Raw genomic sequence first — 20786 nt, forward strand, 5'->3', positions numbered from 1 at the left:
CATGCAAACACAGTGGCTAAACTCTACGTCAACTAATATGGAAAAAACAAGCCCCGGAGAATCCCCAGGTTTTGCTCGGCCATATGACACTTCGTTGACTAAAAGTGGATCCCACATATTCGATAGCGTTGCTCACTTGTTATAGGTTTGCGCCTATTAAAATGACTATCGTCAATGCACTCTTTTATGGCGGTTGCGTTACAAATTAGTGCGCGTTAACGCAACCGCGTTACTTATAGGAACAGTCAATCAGCCACGGTAGTAACGTTGCGGTACAAATGGCATTTTACTTACACGTAGTGGCACCTTTTTCCCACGTACCAACGCAGACACTTCGGTGTCCAGTGCGACAAATGCGCTGTCCAGGTAACCCATGGCCAATGGGCCGCCCAGTGTCGGGCCAAAACCGCCGCTGCACACGCTGCCGATCACCGTGCCGTGTTCGTCGACGATTTCTGCGCCTTCACGCACCGGGGTCCGTTCCTGTGGCAGCAGGCCCACGCGCTTGCGGCTTACGCCGGCTTGTTGCTGGGTGAAGATGCGGTCAGCGCCCGGGAAGCCGCCAGCACGCGCGCCATCGGCACGACGGGCCTTGGAGATCGCCCAGAGCAGGCTGGCTTCGATCGGCGTGGTTTCGGTGTTCATGTCATGGCCATACAGGCACAGGCCGGCTTCCAGGCGCAGGGAATCGCGGGCGCCCAGGCCGATGGCTTGAACTTCGGTTTCGGCGAGCAGGCTGCGCGCCAGGCTCTCGGCATTGGCCGCCGGTACGGAGATCTCAAAACCGTCTTCGCCGGTGTAACCCGAGCGGCTCACGTAGCACTCCACGCCCAGCAGGCGCAGGGTGGCGAACTGCATGAAAGTCATCTTGGTCACTTCCGGCGCCAGGCGCGCCAGCACTTTCACTGCCTCCGGGCCTTGCAAGGCCAGCAGGGCGCGCTCTTCGAACAGCGGTTCGATGCTGCACTGCTCGCCAATGTGTTTGCGCAGGTGGGCCAGGTCCTGGTCCTTGCAAGCCGCGTTGACCACCAGGAACAGTTCGTCGTTGCCCAGGTTGGCCACCATCAGGTCGTCAAGGATGCCGCCCTGGTCATTGGTGAACATGGCGTAGCGCTGCATGCCCACGGGCAGGTCGATGATGTCGACCGGCACCAGGGTTTCCAGGGCCTTGGCGGCGTTGGCGCCGGTCAGGCGGATCTGGCCCATGTGGGACACGTCGAACAACCCGGCTTGATCACGGGTGTGCAGGTGTTCCTTCATCACACCCAGCGGGTATTGCACCGGCATGTCGTAGCCGGCGAAGGGCACCATGCGCGCGCCCAACTCGATGTGCAGCGCGTGCAATGGGGTTTTCAACAGGGTTTCGGTGGACATGTTCAGCTCCTGAAAAACGTGCGGACGCGCTTGTAGGCGTCAGCACTCGATAATGTTGACGGCCAAACCGCCACGGGCGGTTTCCTTGTATTTGCTTTTCATGTCGGCGCCAGTCTGGCGCATGGTGCGGATGACCTTGTCGAGTGAGACAAAGTGCTGCCCGTCACCACGCAAGGCCATGCGCACGGCATTGATCGCCTTGACCGAGCCCATGGCGTTGCGCTCGATGCACGGTACCTGCACCAGCCCGCCAATCGGGTCGCAGGTCAGGCCGAGGTTGTGTTCCATGCCGATCTCGGCAGCGTTTTCCACTTGGGACACGCTGCCGCCCAACACTTCGCACAAAGCGCCTGCGGCCATGGAACAGGCCACGCCGACTTCGCCCTGGCAGCCGACTTCGGCGCCGGAAATCGAGGCGTTTTCCTTGTACAAAATACCGATGGCGGCGGCGGTGAGCAGAAAGCGCACCACGCCGTCCTCGTTCGCGCCGGGGATAAAGCGCATGTAGTAATGCAGCACCGCTGGCACGATCCCGGCCGCACCGTTGGTGGGCGCGGTGACCACGCGCCCGCCGTTGGCGTTTTCTTCGTTGACCGCCAGCGCATACAGGTTGACCCAATCCAGCACCGACAACGGGTCGCGCAATGCCGATTCGGGGTTCTTGCACAGCTGCCGATGCAGCGCCGCTGCACGGCGCTTGACCTTCAAGCCGCCGGGCAAGATGCCTTCGTTGCGACAACCGGCATCCACGCAGTCCTGCATCACCTGCCAGATGTTCAGCAAGCCGGCGCGGGTTTCCGCCTCCGGGCGCCAGGCACTTTCATTGGTGAGCATCACCTGGCTGATGGACAGCCCGTAGGTGGCGCAATGGCCAAGCAAGTCCTTGGCGTGCTTGAAAGGGAAGGTCAGCGGCGTGGTGTCTTCGACAATCCGGTCAGCGCCGGCAGCGTCTTCATCCACCACAAACCCACCGCCGACCGAGTAATACTCGCGGCTGCGGATCTGGATACCGGCGGCGTCGAAGGCACGAAAAATCATACCGTTGGGGTGGTAGGCGAGAGGCTTGCGAATCATCGCCAGGTGCTCTTTCTCGTTGAACGCAATGCTGTGTTCACCGAGCAGGTTCAAGCGACCGTCACCGCGCATTTGCGCAAGGCGTGCGGCGACGGTTTCAGTATTCACGGTGTCTGGGTGTTCGCCTTCCAGGCCCAGCAACACGGCCTTGTCGCTGCCGTGACCTTTGCCGGTGGCGCCCAGCGAGCCATAGAGCTCCACCTTGATGCCGCTGGTGGCGCTCAGCAGGTTGTCACGCTTGAGGCCTTCGACGAATCGAGCGGCGGCGCGCATCGGGCCGACGGTATGGGAGCTGGAGGGGCCGATGCCAATCTTGAACAGGTCGAACACGCTAAGGGACATGGTTGTTCTCCGGTTTCTTATTATTTTGGAAGACTTGCTCGCTCAGTGTAGAAACCGGGCTTGTGTGGGAGCTGGCTTGCCTGCGATAGCATCACCCTGGTCTACCTGATAGACCGAGGTGCCTGCATCGCAGGCAAGCCAGCTCCCACAAAAACCAGCTCCCACATTGACCGAGTTCAGTCAGGGTTACGCGTAGCTCTCGATCGACGGGCACGCACACACCAGGTTACGGTCGCCAAACACGTTGTCGACCCGGCCAACCGGCGGCCAGTATTTGCCCTCGATCAACGACGCCACCGGGTACACCGCCTGTTCACGGCTGTACGGGTGGCTCCATTCACCGACGATTTCAGCCGCCGTGTGCGGGGCGTTTTTCAGTGGGTTGTCGTCTTTGTCCAAGGTGCCGTTTTCGACTGCGCGAATTTCCTCGCGGATGGCAATCATGGCGTCACAGAAGCGGTCCAGTTCTTCTTTGGATTCGCTTTCGGTCGGCTCGATCATCAAGGTGCCCGCTACCGGGAACGACATGGTCGGCGCATGGAAACCAAAATCGATCAGACGCTTGGCCACGTCATCCACGCTGATGCCGCTGCTGTCTTTCAAGGGGCGCAGGTCCAGGATGCACTCGTGTGCCACCAGGCCGTTGCTGCCGGTGTAGAGCACGGGGTAATGCTCTTCAAGGCGACGGGAAATGTAGTTGGCGTTCAGGATCGCCAGCTGCGAGGCGCGCTTGAGGCCCGCGCCGCCCATCATGCTGATGTACATCCAGGTGATCGGCAAAATGCTCGCGCTGCCAAATGGCGCCGCGCACACCGCGCCTTCCTTGCGCTCCATGGCCGCGTGGCCTGGCAGGAATGGCGTGAGGTGGGATTTAACCCCAATCGGGCCAACGCCCGGGCCGCCACCGCCGTGCGGAATGCAGAAGGTTTTGTGCAGGTTCAGGTGGGACACGTCGCCACCGAACTTGCCCGGTGCGCACAGGCCGACCATTGCGTTCATGTTGGCGCCGTCGATGTACACCTGGCCGCCGTTGTCATGAATGATCCCGCAGATTTCGCGGATGCCTTCTTCAAACACGCCGTGGGTGGACGGGTAGGTGATCATCAGCGCAGCGAGGTGCTCGCGGTGCTCGATGGCTTTGGCGCGCAGGTCTTCGATGTCGACGTTGCCGCGTGCGTCGCAGGCGGTCACCACCACGCGCATACCGGCCATGTTGGCGGTCGCAGGGTTGGTGCCGTGGGCCGAAGACGGGATCAGGCAGATGTCGCGGCGTTCTTCGCCACGGCTCTGGTGGTAAGCACGAATGGCCAAGAGGCCGGCGTATTCACCTTGGGAACCGGCGTTCGGCTGCAGGGAGATCGCGTCGTAGCCGGTGGCCGCGCAGAGCATGGCTTCCAGGTCGGAAGTCAGCTCCAGGTAGCCGGCGCTTTGTGCGGCCGGGGCGAAGGGGTGCAGGGCACCGAATTCGGCCCAGGTCACCGGGATCATTTCGCTGGCGGCGTTGAGTTTCATGGTGCACGAACCCAGCGGGATCATGGTGCGGTCCAGCGCCAGGTCCTTGTCGGCCAGCTTGCGCAGGTAGCGCATCAGCTCGGTTTCGGAGTGGTAACGGTTGAACACCGGGTGGCTGAGGATCGGCGACTGGCGCAACAGCGCGGCGGGCAAGGTGCTTTCAGTCGCAGCAAAGGCGGGCAGTGCCTTGCCGTCGGCGAAGATCGCCCACAGGGCTTCGATATCGGCCTGGGTGGTGGTTTCGTCGACCGACAGGCCAACGCGTTCAGCATCGACCACACGCAGGTTGATGCGCTGGGCGCGGGCCTTGTCGTGCAGGGCGGCGGTGTTGGCGCCCGTGTTGAGGGTGATCGTGTCGAAGAAGTTTGCCTGCTCAACCTTAAGGCCCAGGGCGGTCAAGCCTTTGGCCAGGATCGCGGTCAGTTGGTGAATGCGCTGGGCGATCTGGGTCAGGCCTTTAGGGCCGTGGTACACGGCGTACATGCTGGCGATGTTAGCCAGTAGCACTTGCGCGGTGCAGATGTTGCTGGTGGCTTTCTCGCGACGGATATGTTGCTCGCGGGTCTGCATGGCCAGGCGCAGGGCCGGCTTGCCGAAACGGTCGACCGACACACCGACCAGACGGCCGGGCATGTCGCGCTTGAACGCATCCTTGGTGGAGAAGTACGCCGCGTGCGGGCCACCAAAACCCAGCGGTACGCCGAAGCGTTGCGCGCTGCCGATGGCCACGTCGGCGCCGAACTCACCCGGCGGGGTCAGCAGGGTCAGGGCCAGCAGGTCTGCGGCCACGGCCACCAGTGCGTTGGCGGCGTGGAAGCGCTCGGTCAGTTCGCGGTAGTCGAACACGTCACCGTTGCTCGCCGGGTACTGCAGCAGAGCGCCGAAGAACGCGCTGACGTCAGTCAGTTCACGCTCATCGCCCACTACCACGTCGATGCCCAGCGGCTCGGCACGGGTGCGCAGCACGTCAAGGGTTTGCGGGTGGCTGTGGACCGAGGCGAAGAAGGCATTGCTGCCCTTGTTCTTGCTCAGGCGCTTGCAGAAGGTCATGGCTTCGGCGGCGGCGGTGGCTTCGTCGAGCAAGGAGGCGTTGGCGATCGGCAGGCCGGTAAGGTCGCTGATCAGGGTCTGGAAGTTCAACAGCGCTTCCAGGCGGCCTTGGGAAATTTCAGGTTGATACGGGGTGTAGGCGGTGTACCAGGCCGGGTTTTCCAGCAGGTTGCGCAGGATCGGCGACGGCGTGTGGCAGTTGTAATAGCCCTGGCCGATGTAGGTCTTGAACAGTTGGTTCTTGCCGGCGATGGCCTTGATCTTGGCCAGGGCCTGGGCTTCGCTCAGGCCGTCTTCCAGGCCGAGCACGCTGGTGCCCTTGATGCTTTCCGGGATCACGCTGGCGCTGAGGGCTTCGAGGGAATCAAAGCCCAGGCTTGCGAGCATGTGCTGCTCATCTTCCTGGCGAGGGCCGATGTGGCGGGCGATGAATTCATTGGCGGTGGTCAGATTAACGGTCATGGCGCGCTCCTCAGGCTTCAGCGTTGGCTTTGATCAGGCGGTCGTACGCATCCTGATCCAGCAGTTTAGCTACCGCCTCGGCGTCGGCCGGTTTAAAGCGGAAGAACCAACCTTCGCCCATCGGGTCTTCGTTGACCAGTTCCGGGCTGTCGCTGAGTGCTTCGTTCACTTCGAGCACTTCACCGGTCAGCGGCATGTACACGCCGCTGGCGGCTTTTACCGATTCCACGGTGGAGGCTTCGGCGCCCTTGTCGTAAGCCTGCAACTCCGGCAGTTGCACGAAAACCACATCACCCAGCGCATTCTGCGCGAAAGCGGTGATACCCACGGTGACGCTGCCATCGGCTTCGGCGCGCAGCCATTCGTGATCTTCAGTGAAACGCAACTCGCTCATGGAAACTCCTCAGGGCCAGATTCGTCTGGTGGACGGGATTGGAATAATGGGGAGTTGCTTAGCAATATTGCGGCCAATGTTATTAAGTCGTTATAAATCAGCTACTTAACGATTTTGGTTATGACGATATGATTTTCAGCTGTAGCGATTTCGCTACACTCGGGCACACCAAAAAAAGCCTATGCGGATCAAAGCCTTGCATGGCGCGCAAAAAACAGGGTTGTAGCGATATCGTTACGCTGTAGCGCTTTCAGTACAGCGGATGTCGTTCTCAGACCAAAACTTGGATGCCCTCCATGGGGGAGGGGGCTTGTGTGGGAGCTGGCTCCCACACAAGCCCCACATTTTGATCTCTACATTTTCAGGTTTTGTTTGGAATGCCGTACTTGCGCAAGCGATGGGCGATCGCCGTGTGGGACGTTTGCAAGCGGCTGGCCAGTTGGCGGGTCGAGGGATAACTGGTGTAAAGCGTTTCCAGCAGGTTGCGCTCGAAGTCTTCCACCGCTTGCTCCAGGCTGTCGACTTCACCGTCGCTCTGGCGCGCCACTGAGGTGCCGGCGATGTCGAGGTCACCGATGTCCACCAGGCTGCTTTCGCAGATGGCGGCGGCGCGGAAGATCACGTTCTGCAGCTGGCGCACATTACCCGGCCAGCGGTTGCCCAGCAGCGCCGGATAAGTGCCAGGCGCCAGGCGGCACACCGGGCGCTGGATCTGCGCACAGGCCTGCTGCATGAAGTAGCGCGCCAGCAGCAGAATGTCCTGGCCGCGCTCGCGCAGCGGCGGCACTTCGACGTTGAGCACATTAAGGCGGTAGAACAGGTCTTCGCGGAAGGTGCCCTCGCTGACCATCTTTTCCAGGTCGCGGTGAGTAGCGCTGAGAATACGCACATTGACCTTCACTTCGCGGTCGCCGCCCACCCGGCGAAAGCTGCCGTCGTTGAGAAACCGCAGCAGCTTGGCCTGCAAATACGGCGACATCTCACCGATCTCATCAAGGAACACCGTGCCCTGGTTGGCCAACTCCATCAGCCCCGGCTTGCCGCCACGCTGCGCGCCGGTAAAGGCGCCAGGCGCATAACCGAACAATTCACTTTCGGCGAGATTTTCCGGTAGCGCCGCGCAGTTCAACGCTAGAAACGGCGCACTGTGCCGCGCACTGATCGCATGGCAGGCGCGTGCGACCAGCTCTTTGCCGGTGCCGGTTTCGCCCTGGATCAACAGCGGTGCATCCAGCGCCGCCACCCGTTGCGCCCGCGCCTTGAGCGTGCGAATCACCGGCGACTCGCCCAGCAGCGCATCAAAACCTTCGGCATGGTCATGGTGCAGCGCCGACAGCTGTTCGCCGATGCGGTTGGGTTGGTACAGAGTGAGCAGGGCGCCGGCGTCAGTGATCGGCGTGGCGTCGAGCAAAAAGGTCTGGCCGTTGACGCTGATTTCGCGCAACGGCAAACGAAAGCCCTGTTCGAGCAAGGTTTCCAGCAACGCCGGGTCATTGAACAACGCGCTGATGCTTTCACCCGCCGGTTCGCGGCCATACAGCGCGATCAGCGCCGGGTTGGCCAGCAGGATCTTGCCCGCGCTGTCCAGGGCCAGCACCGGGTCGGTCATGGCCGCGAGCAACGCGTCGAGTTGCAGGTGGCGGCGTTGGCCGGGAAGGATATCCACCACGGTGACCGCCTGTACGCCGTGCACGCTGAACAGCGCATCGCGCAGCTCTTCGAGCACCTCGGCGCTCAGGGTCGGCGCGTCGATGTACACGTTGGGCGGCACCATCTCCACCGCATCCAGGTTGAGATTGCGCCCACCGAGCAGGGCCAGGACTTCCTGGGTAATGCCGACGCGGTCGATGAAGCTGACGTGGATACGCATGGGGCTGGCAATTCTGGGGAACTGGAGGCGGCAAGTATGCCTTGGAGCGCAGGGAGATCAAAATGTGGGAGCTGGCTTGCCTGCGATAGCATCACCTTGGTCTACCTGATACACCGAGGTGACCGCATCGCAGGCAAGCCAGCTCCCACACAAGCCAGCTCCCACATTGGACTTACGGTGTTGTTACTCCAGGTGTTCCGGTTTGACCGGATCGCCGGATTTCACATCCAACTGATGCCGCACATCCTCAAACATCAAGTCGTACTGCTTGTGCATCTGGCCGTTAAGCGTCGCAGCCTTCGGCATTCCATATTTCTGCGCGATGTTCATCGCATGCCGGGCAAAGTCGAAGGCCTGATCCTTGGGTAAAAAGAATTCCTCCTTGAGGTCCTTGCCCTGCACCGAGCCGTGCAGCTTGAAGAGCATTCCCTTGCCTTCCTTTGGATCCTGGCTGACCTCGTAGTCGATGCACAGGTTGTAGCTGTAGTCATCCTTGTTGAGCGCGTGACGTTCGATGTGCAGGTGACCGGGTTCAAAGGTGGCCATAGGCGTTTCTCCTCTACTTCACAGGTAGGTGATGCCAGGTTTAGCCGTGCTGATACGCGTGCCGGCGCTGCCCTGGACGATGGCTTCGATATCCGAGAGTGAACCGATGACGGCAGTTTTGCCAGTCTGGCGGGCGAACTCGCAGGCCGCTTGTACCTTCGGCCCCATGGAGCCGGCGGCGAAGCCGAGTTTCTCCATGTCATCGGGATGGGCCTGGCCGATGGCCTTTTGGGTCGGCTTGCCGAAGTCGATAAAAGCCGCATTGACGTCGGTGGCAATCACCAGCAAATCCGCGTCCAGTTGTGATGCCAGCAAGGATGAGCACAGGTCTTTGTCGATCACCGCTTCAATGCCGCGCAGCGTGCCGTCGTCGCCATACATGGTCGGGATGCCGCCACCACCGGCGCAGATCACAATGGCGCGTTTTTCCAGCAGCCACTTGATCGGGCGGATTTCGAAGATGCGTTTCGGGCGTGGGCTGGCCACCACACGGCGGTATTTATCGCCATCGGGCGCGATGGCCCAGCCTTTTTCGGCGGCGAGTTTTTCGGCTTCGGCTTTGGAGTACACCGGGCCGATGGGCTTGGTCGGGTTCTGGAAGGCCGGGTCTTTGGCGTCGACTTCCACTTGGGTGAGCAAGGTGGCGAACGGCACCTCGAAGTCCAGCAGGTTGCCCAGTTCCTGTTCGATGATGTAGCCGATCATGCCTTCGGTCTCGGCACCGAGCACGTCCAGCGGGTACGGCGAAACCTGGGTGTAAGCCGCTGCCTGCAACGACAGCAGGCCGACTTGCGGGCCATTGCCGTGGGCGATCACCAATTCGTTGCTGGGGTGGATTTTGGCGATCTGTTCGGTGGCGATACGGATATTGGCGCGTTGGTTGTCCGCCGTCATGGGTTCACCACGGCGGAGCAGGGCGTTACCGCCCAGGGCTACGACGATGCGCATAATGCATTCCTTTTAGAAGGATCGTTCCCACGCTCTGCGTGGGAATGCCTCACTGGACGCTCTGCGTCCGCTCTTGTGACGCAGAGCGTCACTGGCTGCATTCCCACGCAGAGCGTGGGAACGATCAGAGTGGGGTTAGATATCCGCCAGCGCCGACACCAGAATTGCCTTGATGGTATGCATGCGGTTTTCCGCCTGCTCAAACGCGATGTTGGCTGGCGACTCGAACACTTCCTCAGTCACTTCCACACCATTGGCCAGGTTCGGATAGCGCGCGGCGATGTCCTTGCCCACCTTGGTCTCGCTGTTATGGAACGCCGGCAGGCAGTGCATGAACTTCACGCGTGGGTTGCCCGAGGCTTTCATCATCTTGGCGTTGACCTGGTACGGCAGCAGTTGCTCGATACGCTCGTCCCACGCTTCCACCGGCTCACCCATCGACACCCAGATATCGGTGTGGATGAAGTCGACGCCTTTGACCGCTTCTTTCGGGTCTTCGGTGATGGTGATGCGCGCGCCGCTTTCTTCGGCAAACGCCTGGCACTGCTTGATGAAGTCTTCGTGTGGCCACAGCGCTTTCGGCGCGCCGATGCGCACGTCCATGCCCAGTTTGGCGCCGATCATCAGCAACGAGTTGCCCATGTTGTAACGTGCGTCGCCCAGGTACGCGTAGCTGATGTCATGCAGCGGCTTGTCGCTGTGCTCGCGCATGGTCAGGGTGTCGGCGATCATTTGGGTTGGGTGGAATTCGGCGGTGAGGCCGTTGAATACCGGCACACCAGCGAACTTGGCCAGCTCTTCGACGATTTCCTGTTCAAAGCCACGGTACTCGATGGCATCGAACATGCGGCCCAGGACGCGGGCGGTGTCTTTCATGCTTTCTTTGTGGCCGATCTGCGACGACACTGGGTCGATATAGGTGACGTGGGCGCCCTGGTCATGGGCCGCCACTTCGAACGCGCAACGGGTGCGAGTCGAGGTTTTTTCGAAGATCAGCGCGATGTTCTTGCCTTGCAGGTGCGGACGCTCGGTGCCGGTGTACTTGGCGCGTTTGAGGTCGCGGGACAGGTCCAGCAGGTAGTTCAGCTCGCGGGTAGTGTGGTGCATCAGCGAGAGCAGGCTGCGGTTGCGCATATTAAAAGCCATGATGGATCTCCTTAGGTTTCGGTTATCCCCCTGGTCGCTGCTGGATAAGCAGCGGCCAAGGCCAAAAAATTAATAGTCGATGGGGTCGCGGATGATCGGGCAGGTCATGCAGTGGCCACCGCCACGGCCTCGGCCGAGTTCACCGGCGCTGATGGTGATGACTTCCACACCGGCCTTGCGTAGCAAGGTGTTGGTGTAGGTGTTGCGGTCGTAGCCGATCACCACGCCGGGCTCCACGGCCACCACGTTGTTGCCGTCATCCCATTGCTCGCGTTCGGCGGCGAAGCTGTTGCCGCCGGTCTCGACCACTCGCAGCGTCTTGAGGTTGAGGGCTGCAGCCACGGTTTCGAGGAAGTTGGTTTTCTCGCGCTGGATGTCGATGCCGTGTGGTTTGCTTTCATCCGGGCGCAGGGTGAAGGGCACGATCTGGTTGACCACTTCGGGGAAGATCGTCACCAGGTCGCGGTCGCAGAAGCTGAACACCGTATCCAGGTGCATCGCCGCGCGGGACTTCGGCAGGCCGGCAACGATCACGCGTTCCACGGCTTTGTTTTTGAACAGGTTGCGCGCCAGTTGGCCAATCGCCTGGTGCGAAGAACGCTCGCCCATGCCGATCAACACCACGCCATTGCCAATCGGCATCACGTCGCCGCCTTCCAGTGTGGCGGCCCCGTGTTCCTGGTCGGGGTCGCCGTACCAGATCTGGAAGTCGGCGTTGGTGAACTCGGGGTGGAATTTATAGATGGCGCTGGCCAGCAGGGTTTCCTGACGTCGCGCCGGCCAGTACATCGGGTTGAGCGTCACACCGCCGTAGATCCAGCAGGTGGTGTCGCGGGTGAACTGAGTGTTGGGCAGCGGCGGCAGGATGAAGCTTGAGTGGCCGAGGAAGTCGCGGAACATCTCGATGGTCCGGCCGCCGAAGCTGCTCGGCAGGTCATCGGCCGACACGCCGCCAATCAGGAACTCGCTGATTTTGCGCGGCTCCAGGCTGCGCAGCCACGAGCCGACTTCATCGACCAGGCCCAGGCCCACCGTATTGGCGGTGATCTTGCGCTCCAGAATCCAGTCCAGCGCTTCGGGGATGGCGACGATATCGGTCAGCAGGTTGTGCATTTCCAGCACATCAATGTCCCGCTCGCGCATCTTGGTTACGAAGTCGAAGTGGTCGCGCTTGGCCTGGGCCACCCACAACACGTCATCGAACAGCAGTTCATCGCAGTTGTTGGGGGTCAGCCGCTGGTGGGCCAAACCTGGGGAGCACACCATGACTTTACGCAGTTTGCCGGCTTCGGAATGTACGCCGTACTTCACTTTTTCCGTGGTCATTACAGATCCTCCAGTGAACAAAAGTTACAGAGTCAGGAAGCCGGCGTAGAGGCCATAAGCAGCCACCAGGGCGCCAATGACTACCGCGGCGAAAATCAGCTTCTCGACGTTGGTGAAAATCGGTTTGCCCAGTTCATGCTTGGCCTTGGCGAACAGGATCACGCCGGGGGCATACAGCAGGGCGGAGAGCAGCAGGTACTTGGTGCCACCGGCGTAGAGCAGCCACACCGCGTAGATCAACGCGATGGCGCCGATGAACAGGTCTTTCTTGCGCTCGCGCAGGGCGTTTTCGTAGGTCTCGCCGCGCACCGCCAGCAGCAGTGCATAGGCCGCCGACCACAGGTAAGGCACCAGGATCATCGAGGTGGCGAGGTAGATCAGCGACAGGTAAGTGCTGGCCGAAAACAGCGTGATGACCAGGAATACCTGCACCATCGCATTGGTCAGCCACAGGGCATTGACCGGCACGTGGTTGGCGTTTTCCTTACGCAGGAACTCCGGCATGGTGTGGTCCTTGGCGGCGGCGAACATGATCTCCGCACACAGCAGCACCCACGACAGCAGCGCACCCAACAGCGAGATGATCAAGCCGACGCTGATCAACACCGCGCCCCAGTGGCCCACCACATGCTCCAGCACGGCAGCCATCGAAGGGTTCTGCAGTTTGGCCAGTTCCGGTTGGGTCATGATGCCCAGGGACAGCACGTTCACCAGCATCAAAAACAGCAGCACGGTGATAAAACCGATTACGGTGGCCTTGCCGACGTCGCTGCGTTTTTCCGCACGGGACGAGAAGATGCTCGCGCCTTCGATGCCGATAAACACCCACACGGTGACCAGCATCATGTTGCGCACCTGGTTCATCACGCTGCCCAGGTCGGGGTTTTTCACGCCCCAGATGTCAGCGGTGAAAATGTCCAGCTTGAACGCGAACACAGCGATCAACACGAACAGCACCAGCGGCACCACTTTGGCGACGGTGGTCACCAGGTTGATGAACGCCGCTTCCTTGATGCCGCGCAGTACCAGAAAGTGCACGGCCCACAGCAGCACCGAGGCGCCAATCACCGCAGCGGGTGTGTTGCCTTCGCCAAAGATCGGGAAGAAGTAACCGAGGGTGCTGAACAGCAACACGAAGTATCCGACGTTGCCCAGCCAGGCGCTGATCCAGTAGCCCCAGGCCGACGAGAAGCCCATGTAGTCGCCGAAGCCGGCTTTGGCGTAGGCGTATACGCCGCCGTCGAGGTCAGGTTTGCGGTTGGCCAGGGTCTGGAACACGAAAGCCAGGGTGAGCATGCCGATGGCGGTAATGACCCAGCCGATCAACACCGCGCCGACATCGGCGCTGGCGGCCATGTTTTGCGGCAGTGAGAAGATCCCGCCGCCAATCATTGAGCCCACGACCAGCGCAACCAGGGCGCCGAGTCGAAGTTTTCCGGGAGTGTCAGACATTGCATGACTCCAATGCAGGAGAAGAGAGAGCACAGAATAATTCCGTGCGCTGATCAAACAGCTGACTTAGATCACGTCATTGGCACATTCCATTGTGAATTAATGACTTAGGGGTAAGATCCCGGGGCAATAGTTTGCCCCGCAAAGGCGCTTTCCAGAGCGGCTCCTGCGTTTTGATCAAGCATTTAGTCCGAGGTGTGGACGTTTGACCCTGGCCCGCTTTGTCGAATGTGCAAACTTTTCTCAATTAACGGGTTAAGTCTGCAAAAACTGGCCAAGTGCCTGCTCTATTTAAAATCTAAATAAGCTTAAACTTTATAAACTGTCATGCCGTTGCGTTATGAGCGTGACGGTTTTATCGCTGTCTTTAATAAACGCTGCACTCGCTGATTTAATTAGTTGAGTGCGCGCTTGTTCTCTCAAACTATTTTATTTCAGGAGTTTGCATGTCCCAACCGGCCGAGAAACTACGTCTCAGCGCGCTGATTGCCCTGGTGGTGGGGTCGATGATCGGCGGCGGGATTTTCTCTTTGCCGCAGAACATGGCCGCACGCGCCGAAGTGGGCGCGGTGTTGATCGGCTGGGCCATCACCGCCGTCGGCATGCTCACCCTGGCGTTTGTGTTCCAGACCCTGGCCAATCGCAAACCTGAACTGGATTCCGGCGTGTACGCCTACGCCAAGGCCGGGTTCGGTGACTACATGGGGTTTTCGTCGGCCTGGGGCTACTGGATCAGTGCGTGGATGGGCAACGTCGGTTACTTCGTGTTGCTGTTCAGCACCCTCGGCTACTTTTTCCCGGTGTTCGGCCAGGGCAATACACCAGTCGCCATCGGCTGCGCCTCACTGCTGCTGTGGGCCGTGCATTTTCTGGTGCTGCGCGGCATCAAGGAGGCGGCGTTCATCAACCAGATCACCACAGTGGCGAAGATCGTGCCGTTGCTGATGTTTATCGTGATCGCCGCCGTGGCGTTCAAGGCGGATATTTTCACCCGTGATATCTGGGGCCTGGGCAACCCGCAATTTGGCAGCGTGGTCGATCAGGTGCGCAACATGATGCTGGTCACCGTGTTCGTGTTTATCGGCATCGAGGGCGCCAGCGTGTATTCGGCGCGCGCCGAGAAGCGCTCGGACGTGGGCCGCGCCACCGTGATCGGCTTTCTCGGCGTGCTGGCACTGCTGGTGCTGGTGAATGTGCTGTCCCTGGGCATCATGAGCCAGCCGGAGCTGGCGCAATTGCAAAACCCGTCCCTGGCAGGTGTGCTGGAACATATCGTCGGGCCGTGGGGCGCGATGGCGATCAGCATCGGGTTGGCCGTGTCACTGCTCGGCGCCTTGCTCTCATGGGCGCTGCTGTGTGCGGAAATCCTCTACGCCACTGCCCATGACAAGACCATGCCGGCCTTCCTGAAAAAGGAAAACCCCAACCGGGTGCCGGTCAACGCGCTGTGGCTGACCAACCTGATGATCCAGGTGTTCCTGGTGATCACGCTGTTTTCCCACAGCACTTACACCACCCTGATTTACCTGGCCTCGTCGATGATCCTGGTGCCCTACCTGTGGTCGGCGGCCTACGCGGTGCTGTTGAGCGGGCGCGGTGAAACCTATGCCGGTGCCCAGCGCCAGCGCTATAAGGATTTGCTGGTCGGCCTGATCGCTCTTGGCTATGCCGTCTGGCTGCTGTACGCCGGCGGCTTGAAGTACCTGCTGCTCTCGGCGCTGTTGTATGCGCCCGGCGTGATCCTGTTTGCCCTGGCCAAGCGCGAGCAGGGCCAGCCCTTGTTTACGCACATGGAAAAGGGCATTTTCAGCTGCGTGATCGCGGGCGCGGGGCTGGCGGCTTATGGGCTGTATAGCGGGGTGTTGTCGTTGTGAGATTGGCGTATGAGCCGCCCTATGACTGGGCGGCAATGCTGGGTTTTTTATCGGCGCGGGCGATCACCGGGCTGGAGACCGTTGAGGCCGGCGTGTATCGGCGCAGCATCAGCGTGAACGGGCAGCACGGCTGCCTCAGCGTGGCACCGGGTGCGGGCGATTGGCTGGAAGTGGGTGTTGAGTTCCCCGACGCGGCGGCGCTGCCCGAGATCGAGCGGCGCCTGCGGGCCATGTTCGATCTGGACGCCCGGCCTGGGTTGATCAATGCGCAGCTGGCCGCCGACCCGTTGATGGCACAACTGGTGGCTGCGCGCCCTGGCCTGCGTGTACCGGGGACGTGGGACGGTTTGGAACTGGCGATTCGTGCGGTGCTGGGCCAGCAGATCACGGTGGTCGCGGCCATTCGCCTGGCGGGTAAATTGGTGGCGCAGTATGGCCAGCCGCTGCAAACGCCCTATGCCGGTATTACCCATGTGTTTCCTGTTGCCGAAGTCTTGGCGGCGGCGGACCTCGCGACCTTGGGCATGCCCAAGGCGCGGGGCCGTACTTTGTCAGGTGTGGCTCAGGCGTTGCTGGAAGATCCGCAGTTATTTGCACCCAAGGCCAACCTCAAGGACGGCGTGGCGCGGCTGGTGGCCTTGCCGGGAATCGGCGACTGGACCGCGCAGTACATCGCCATGCGTCAGTTGCGTGAGCCGGATGCGTTTGCGTCGGGGGATATTGGCTTGATCAATGCGCTGGCGGCGCTGGAAGGCGGGCCGGTGTCGGCGCGGCAGTTGTTGGCGCGTGCCGAGGCGTGGCGGCCTTTAAGGGCGTATGCGGCGCAGCATTTGTGGACGTCGTTGAGTCGGGGGGATTGAGGGTGGCTGTCAGGGCCTCATCGCAGGCAAGCCAGCTCCCACATTTGACTGTGGCCACACGTTCAATGTGTGAGAGCCAGCTTCCACATTTGACTGTGACCACACTTTCAATGTGTGAGAGCCAGCTTCCACATTTGACTGTGACCACACTTTCAATGTGTGAGAGCCAGGTCCCACATTTGACTGTGTTCACACATCCAATGTGGGAGCTGGCTTGCCTGCGATAGCGATCTCAAGTCACCACTGAGCCCGATGTGAGCCCAATTCGCCGGCGGGCAAATCCCACTGCAACGGCGTGCCACTGATGGTCACCGGCGCCAGCAAACGATGCGCCTGGCCCCACGCCGTTTGCTCCACCACCAAGCCCTGATCGCCCGGTTCTTCAGCCCGCAACGCCGGCTGCTCCGGCACGTGCCCGGCCTCCACCAGCAATTTCGCCGTGCGCGCCAATGACAATTGCGCCGAACCACCGCGCCCGGTTTCAAACCGCTCACTCAACGCTTGAATCGCACTGGCCGCCATCAAATACCCGGTCGCATGATCCAGTGCCTGCAACGGCAGCGGCACCGGTTTATCTGCCTGTTTCCACGCCATGCCAGCGTCGGCAATCCCGCTGCTCATCTGTACCAAACTGTCGAAGCCGCGACGGTTACGCCACGGGCCGCTCCAGCCGTAGGCGTTGAGGCTCACGTCGATCAGGCCGGGGGCGAGGTTTTGCAGTTCAGTGGCGGTGTAGCCCAACTGCTCCAGTGCGTCGGCGCGGTAGCCGTGGAACAGGATGTCGGCGTCCTTGAGCAAGCTTTCGAACACCTGGCGGTCTTCAGCACTTTTAAGGTCCAGGCGTGCGCAGCGTTTGCCCAGGGTCATTTCCGGTACTACGCCGGGCTCGTTCCAGGTCGGCGAGTCGATGCGCAGTACATCTGCGCCCAAACCTGCGAGAAAACGGCTGGCCACGGGGCCGGCCAACACGCGGGTCAAATCCAGCACCTTGATGCCGGCCAGTGGGCGTGCCACCGAGCCGAGCCAAGGTTTGTCGCAGGGGGTGTCGAAGGCCTGGCGCTGCACCAATGCCTCGGCGTTCACCGCCAACCCTTGCGGATGGGTTTGCCAGGCCTGCCATGTACGCATCTGCGCCGCGCAACCGCCGGCATCGACGATCGCCTGTTCCAGTTCGGCGGCGTTCCAGGTCGCGACTTTACTGGCCATCTCGGCGCGGTCCTTGACCTTGCCCAGCACGCGCTCGGCAGCGGCACGGTGGTGGGGCGCATTGGTATGCAAACGGATCCAGCCGTCGGCGCTGGCGTAGTCGCCGGCTACCGGGTCCCACAGCGGCGGTACTTGCCAGCCCACCGGGCGAATCGAGGAGGAGAACCAGAAGGAAGCGAGGCGCCGGTCCACGCTTACGCTGGGCAAGCGTCCGGTCTGTTGCTGGATAAGTTGAGCAACCGCCTGGCCGGCAGCGCCGAGGCTGGCGCTGGCCAGTTCGGTTACGGCAAAGGTCGAGGGCAGGGCGCCGGCCTCGGTAAACGTCAGCGGGGTTTGCGGTAGATCGAGTGCGGCTTGGATGGATGTCAGCAGGTCAGTCATCAAAGGCCCTCCGTTAGAGAAGGGCCACTATAGAAGATCCTCACACGGCTGTGACCACTCCCGGCTCCAACGGCAAGTCGATGCTGGCGATAAAACCGCCGTCCGGGTGATTGCCCAGGATCAGGCTGCCGCCATGGCGTTCGGCGGCGCGACGGGCAATCGCCAGGCCCAGCCCGTGGCCTTGTGCGGCCTGGCCAGGCGCGCGATAAAACGGCTCGCCCAACTGGCTCAGGTGTTCGGCTTCAACGCCGGGGCCGTGGTCGCGCACGCTGATCAGGATGCGCTCGCCCTGGTGCCGGGCGCTTAGCTCGATCGGCTGGCCCACGGGGTTAAAGCGCTGGGCGTTACGCAGCAGGTTGTCCACGGCGCGCTCGATCATGGTCGGCCAGCCCTTGAGGTGCAGCTCGGGCTCGGCGCTCAGTTGCACCATCTGTTCCGGCGCACTGAGTTGGGCATCCTTTTGCAAGGTCCTGAGCAGTGGGGTGAGGTCGACGTCTTCGGCGCTGGCGTTGTCGGCATCCACGCGGGCCAGCACCAGAATCTCGCTGATCAGCGCTTCCAGGCGGTCGCACTCGCGGGTCAGGCGCGGCCACAGCCGTTCGCGTTCTTCCGGGCTGGCGCGTTCGGCCAGGGCCAGGGCAATACGCAGGCGGGCCAGCGGTGAGCGCAGTTCGTGGGACACATCGCGCAGCAACTGGCGCTGGCTGCCGATCAGGCTTTGCAGGCGCGCGCCCATGCGGTTGAAGTCGGTGGCGAGCACGCCGAACTCATCGCGGCGGTTGGCCAGTTGCGCCAGGCTGTTTTGCTGATAGGTGGTCTGGCCCAGGTCATGCACCGCACCGCGCAGGCGGCTGAGTGGGCGGGTGATGGACAAGGTCACCAGCAGGCTGAACAACGTCAGTACCACCAGGGCAATCGCCAGCGCGCTAAACGGCCACAGCAGGCTGCTGCGGTGCCAGGCGTCCAGTTCCGGGTTGGGGATGCGGTAGATCAGCAGGTACGTGTCCCCGGTTTTTTCACTGGTGTACTCGGCGGTCAGGCGGCGCCAGGGCAAGTGGCTGTCCTGGTTGTCATTCTGGCGGGCTTCGAAGGCGGCGGCGCGACGTGGGAACGTGCCGCGTACCACCGGGTCGCCGCTTTCGTTGAGTACCTGCACGTCGATGTGGTACTGGCGTTTGCGTTGTTGCAGCAAATCCTGGGCGGCGTCCTCACCTTGGGCTTCGTAGAGTTGCGTCCACTCTTGCGCCAGGTTGTTGAGGCCGGGATGGCGGCTGAGAATCCAGGCGTCCTGGTTGAGCATGTGCCCAAGCAGGATCGACAGCCCGGCAACCAAGGCGATGGCCAGCCAGAAACTGGCCAGGATGCGCCAGAACAATGAACGCACAGGAAACCCTCAAGCAGGAAAAGCCCAGCGGCGTGAGCCACTGGGCTGGGGAGGTAACGCTAGAGCATTATTGCGCTTTTTGCGGCTGTTGCGCTTTCCAGGCCTGGAATTCCTTCCACTCGGCGCGGCGCTCGGCTTGCTTCTTGACGATCTCGTCGAATTTCTTCTGTTGATCGGGTTTTAGCACGGCACGGATGTCAGCCTGGGTTTTCTGTTTGCCGGCGGCGATTTCATCCTGCATGGCTTTCTGGTCAGCAGCCGGCAGCTTGTCCAGGTACTTTTTGACCAGGTCTTTGCGGGCGTGCCATTGGTCACCCATCAATTTGCCGATTTGCTGGCGCTGTTCCTTGGTCAGGTCCAGCTGGCTGAAGGGGCCGCCTTTGCCACGCGGACCGTGTTCACCGCCGTGGCCCGGGCCACCCATCATGTGGCCTTCTGGGCCGCCCATCGGGCCTGGGCCTTCTGGCATTGCGGCCATGGCAACGGTCGGCAGGGCAGCGGCGAACATCAGAGCGATAAGGGTCTTGCGCATGGTGTTTCTCCTGTCTCTATTCCGGTGAGTCCGGATGTGAGTAGGTTACGCAGCGCAAGGTCAGCGGCGGTCAGGGGAGGGTAAAGCTTGGGTAAAGAGGGTTTTGATGTGAACTGACAAAACTGTCGGATTGATGCGATCAAGTGTGGGAGCTGGCTTGCCTGCGAATGCGGCGGGTCAGCTACATAGATGCAAGCTGACCCTGCGCTATCGCAGGCAAGCCAGCTCCCACAGGGCAATTGATCGTTCCCACGCTCTGCGTGGGAATGCATACCGTGACGCTCTGCGTCACCGGCGTACACAGCGGGACGCAGAGCGTCCCCGGCGGCATTACCACGCGGAGCGTGGGAACGATCTTTAAACGATCATTAAAGGCTGTAGTAGTAGCCGCGGCTGCGCAGCGCCACGATCCGTGGCCGACCATCCGGGTGTGGGCCGATCTTTTTGCGCAGGTTGCTCACGTGCATGTCCAGGCTGCGGTCGTACAGAGTGAGCTTGCGGCCCAGGGCGATCTGCGCCAGTTCCTGCTTGTCCAGCGGCTCGCCGGGCTGGCGCAGCAAGGCTTCGAGCAGGCGGCTTTCGGACACGGTGAGGGTGAATTCCTGCTCGTCGATGCTGACCACACCGCGCACCGGGCTGAAGCACAAATCGCCCAGTTCCATCTGCGTCGACACGGCGGCCGGGTGGCTGCGGCGCAGCACGGCGCGCAGGCGCGCAGTCAGCTCGCGCGGGTCACAGGGCTTGGCCAGGTAATCGTCGGCACCCAGTTCCAGGCCGAGGATACGGTCCAGCGGTTCGCCACGGGCCGAGAGCATCACCACCGGCAATTCCGGGTGGTCATTGCGCAATTGCTTGAGCAACTCCAGGCCACTGCCATCCGGCAGCATCACGTCAAGCACGACGGCGGCGGGTGCGGCTTCGGCCAGGGCTTTGCGCGCGCTCACGCCGTCGTGGCAGGCGCGCACCTGGAAACCTTCCTGGCTCAGCCAACTGGTCAGCAGCTCACAGAGCTCCTGGTCATCATCTATCAGTAACAGCTCGCTCATGACTCAC

At 61.5% G+C, this 20786-nt stretch carries 16 protein-coding genes; 2 read left to right on the forward strand and 14 right to left on the reverse strand.

Annotated features, from left to right (window positions below; genetic code table 11):
* Positions 1 to 249: 249 nt before the first annotated feature.
* From gcvT to arcD (AOA62_RS18795), 10 genes are all read right to left on the reverse strand, one after another.
* A complete protein-coding gene (gene gcvT / locus AOA62_RS18750) occupies positions 250 to 1374 on the reverse strand; it encodes a glycine cleavage system aminomethyltransferase GcvT (protein ID WP_099549401.1) in 1125 nt (374 codons plus the stop codon).
* Between the two features lie 39 nt (positions 1375 to 1413).
* The gene (locus AOA62_RS18755; RefSeq protein WP_017139145.1) at positions 1414 to 2790 is read right to left on the reverse strand and encodes an L-serine ammonia-lyase; all 1377 of its coding nucleotides are present in this window, start codon (positions 2788 to 2790) and stop codon (positions 1414 to 1416) included.
* A gap of 186 nt (positions 2791 to 2976) precedes the next feature.
* Positions 2977 to 5814, reverse strand: coding sequence for an aminomethyl-transferring glycine dehydrogenase (gene gcvP / locus AOA62_RS18760; RefSeq protein WP_099549402.1), 2838 nt, complete (start codon positions 5812 to 5814; stop codon positions 2977 to 2979).
* A gap of 10 nt (positions 5815 to 5824) precedes the next feature.
* A complete protein-coding gene (gene gcvH, locus AOA62_RS18765; protein WP_099549403.1) occupies positions 5825 to 6208 on the reverse strand; it encodes a glycine cleavage system protein GcvH in 384 nt (127 codons plus the stop codon).
* Positions 6209 to 6569: 361 nt separating this feature from the next.
* Entirely contained in the window at positions 6570 to 8078 is a 1509-nt protein-coding gene (locus tag AOA62_RS18770; protein WP_099549404.1) for a sigma-54-dependent transcriptional regulator, read from the reverse strand.
* Positions 8079 to 8261: 183 nt separating this feature from the next.
* On the reverse strand, positions 8262 to 8624 hold the full coding sequence (locus tag AOA62_RS18775) for a DUF5064 family protein (RefSeq protein ID WP_099549405.1): 363 nt from the start codon (positions 8622 to 8624) through the stop codon (positions 8262 to 8264).
* A gap of 18 nt (positions 8625 to 8642) precedes the next feature.
* Positions 8643 to 9572 carry a carbamate kinase gene (gene arcC / locus AOA62_RS18780; RefSeq protein ID WP_099549406.1) on the reverse strand — a complete coding sequence of 310 codons (930 nt, stop codon included), beginning with the start codon at positions 9570 to 9572 and terminating at the stop codon, positions 8643 to 8645.
* 135 nt (positions 9573 to 9707) lie between these two features.
* Positions 9708 to 10718, reverse strand: coding sequence for an ornithine carbamoyltransferase (locus tag AOA62_RS18785; RefSeq protein ID WP_015885593.1), 1011 nt, complete (start codon positions 10716 to 10718; stop codon positions 9708 to 9710).
* 69 nt (positions 10719 to 10787) lie between these two features.
* Complete coding sequence (gene arcA / locus AOA62_RS18790) at positions 10788 to 12044, reverse strand: arginine deiminase (protein ID WP_017139151.1); 1257 nt, start codon at positions 12042 to 12044, stop codon at positions 10788 to 10790.
* Between the two features lie 24 nt (positions 12045 to 12068).
* Positions 12069 to 13496 carry an arginine-ornithine antiporter gene (arcD, locus tag AOA62_RS18795; protein ID WP_017139152.1) on the reverse strand — a complete coding sequence of 476 codons (1428 nt, stop codon included), beginning with the start codon at positions 13494 to 13496 and terminating at the stop codon, positions 12069 to 12071.
* Positions 13497 to 13942: 446 nt separating this feature from the next.
* Between arcD (AOA62_RS18795) and arcD (AOA62_RS18800) the strand changes: the two genes are divergently transcribed.
* Positions 13943 to 15370, forward strand: a complete 1428-nt coding sequence (gene arcD / locus AOA62_RS18800; RefSeq protein WP_056858596.1) for an arginine-ornithine antiporter — start codon at positions 13943 to 13945, stop codon at positions 15368 to 15370.
* Positions 15367 to 16230: a DNA-3-methyladenine glycosylase gene (locus AOA62_RS18805; protein ID WP_099549407.1), complete on the forward strand. Its 864-nt coding sequence runs from the start codon at positions 15367 to 15369 to the stop codon at positions 16228 to 16230. The genes arcD (AOA62_RS18800) and AOA62_RS18805 overlap by 4 nt, the downstream gene beginning before the upstream one ends.
* Positions 16231 to 16467: 237 nt before the next feature.
* Here the strand turns inward: AOA62_RS18805 and AOA62_RS18810 are convergent, their stop codons facing one another.
* The 4 genes from AOA62_RS18810 to AOA62_RS18825 all read right to left on the reverse strand — a co-directional run bounded on the left by AOA62_RS18810 (position 16468) and on the right by AOA62_RS18825 (position 20779).
* Positions 16468 to 17817, reverse strand: a complete 1350-nt coding sequence (locus AOA62_RS18810; protein ID WP_099549408.1) for a CoA transferase — start codon at positions 17815 to 17817, stop codon at positions 16468 to 16470.
* Between the two features lie 40 nt (positions 17818 to 17857).
* Complete coding sequence (locus AOA62_RS18815; RefSeq protein ID WP_017139155.1) at positions 17858 to 19201, reverse strand: HAMP domain-containing sensor histidine kinase; 1344 nt, start codon at positions 19199 to 19201, stop codon at positions 17858 to 17860.
* A gap of 67 nt (positions 19202 to 19268) precedes the next feature.
* Positions 19269 to 19733 carry an LTXXQ domain-containing protein gene (locus AOA62_RS18820; protein ID WP_017139156.1) on the reverse strand — a complete coding sequence of 155 codons (465 nt, stop codon included), beginning with the start codon at positions 19731 to 19733 and terminating at the stop codon, positions 19269 to 19271.
* A 368-nt stretch (positions 19734 to 20101) separates the two neighbouring features.
* Positions 20102 to 20779 (reverse strand): response regulator transcription factor, encoded by a 678-nt coding sequence (locus AOA62_RS18825; RefSeq protein WP_017139157.1) that lies wholly within the window; start codon positions 20777 to 20779, stop codon positions 20102 to 20104.
* Positions 20780 to 20786 lie beyond the last annotated feature (7 nt).

It is taken from the genome of Pseudomonas sp. 2995-3, from assembly GCF_002742565.1.
GTDB classification, from domain to species: domain Bacteria; phylum Pseudomonadota; class Gammaproteobacteria; order Pseudomonadales; family Pseudomonadaceae; genus Aquipseudomonas; species Aquipseudomonas edaphica.

Excerpts from the sequence above, each read along its gene's own strand:
- gcvT (WP_099549401.1), bottom strand. The coding sequence starts at position 1,374 with ATGTCCACCGAAACCCTGTTGAAAACCCCATTGCACGCGCTGCACATC.
- AOA62_RS18755 (WP_017139145.1), bottom strand. The coding sequence starts at position 2,790 with ATGTCCCTTAGCGTGTTCGACCTGTTCAAGATTGGCATCGGCCCCTCC.
- gcvP (WP_099549402.1), bottom strand. The coding sequence starts at position 5,814 with ATGACCGTTAATCTGACCACCGCCAATGAATTCATCGCCCGCCACATC.
- gcvH (WP_099549403.1), bottom strand. The coding sequence starts at position 6,208 with ATGAGCGAGTTGCGTTTCACTGAAGATCACGAATGGCTGCGCGCCGAA.
- AOA62_RS18770 (WP_099549404.1), bottom strand. The coding sequence starts at position 8,078 with ATGCGTATCCACGTCAGCTTCATCGACCGCGTCGGCATTACCCAGGAA.
- AOA62_RS18775 (WP_099549405.1), bottom strand. The coding sequence starts at position 8,624 with ATGGCCACCTTTGAACCCGGTCACCTGCACATCGAACGTCACGCGCTC.
- arcC (WP_099549406.1), bottom strand. The coding sequence starts at position 9,572 with ATGCGCATCGTCGTAGCCCTGGGCGGTAACGCCCTGCTCCGCCGTGGT.
- AOA62_RS18785 (WP_015885593.1), bottom strand. The coding sequence starts at position 10,718 with ATGGCTTTTAATATGCGCAACCGCAGCCTGCTCTCGCTGATGCACCAC.
- arcA (WP_017139151.1), bottom strand. The coding sequence starts at position 12,044 with ATGACCACGGAAAAAGTGAAGTACGGCGTACATTCCGAAGCCGGCAAA.
- arcD (WP_017139152.1), bottom strand. The coding sequence starts at position 13,496 with ATGTCTGACACTCCCGGAAAACTTCGACTCGGCGCCCTGGTTGCGCTG.
- arcD (WP_056858596.1), top strand. The coding sequence starts at position 13,943 with ATGTCCCAACCGGCCGAGAAACTACGTCTCAGCGCGCTGATTGCCCTG.
- AOA62_RS18810 (WP_099549408.1), bottom strand. The coding sequence starts at position 17,817 with ATGACTGACCTGCTGACATCCATCCAAGCCGCACTCGATCTACCGCAA.
- AOA62_RS18820 (WP_017139156.1), bottom strand. The coding sequence starts at position 19,733 with ATGCGCAAGACCCTTATCGCTCTGATGTTCGCCGCTGCCCTGCCGACC.
- AOA62_RS18825 (WP_017139157.1), bottom strand. The coding sequence starts at position 20,779 with ATGAGCGAGCTGTTACTGATAGATGATGACCAGGAGCTCTGTGAGCTG.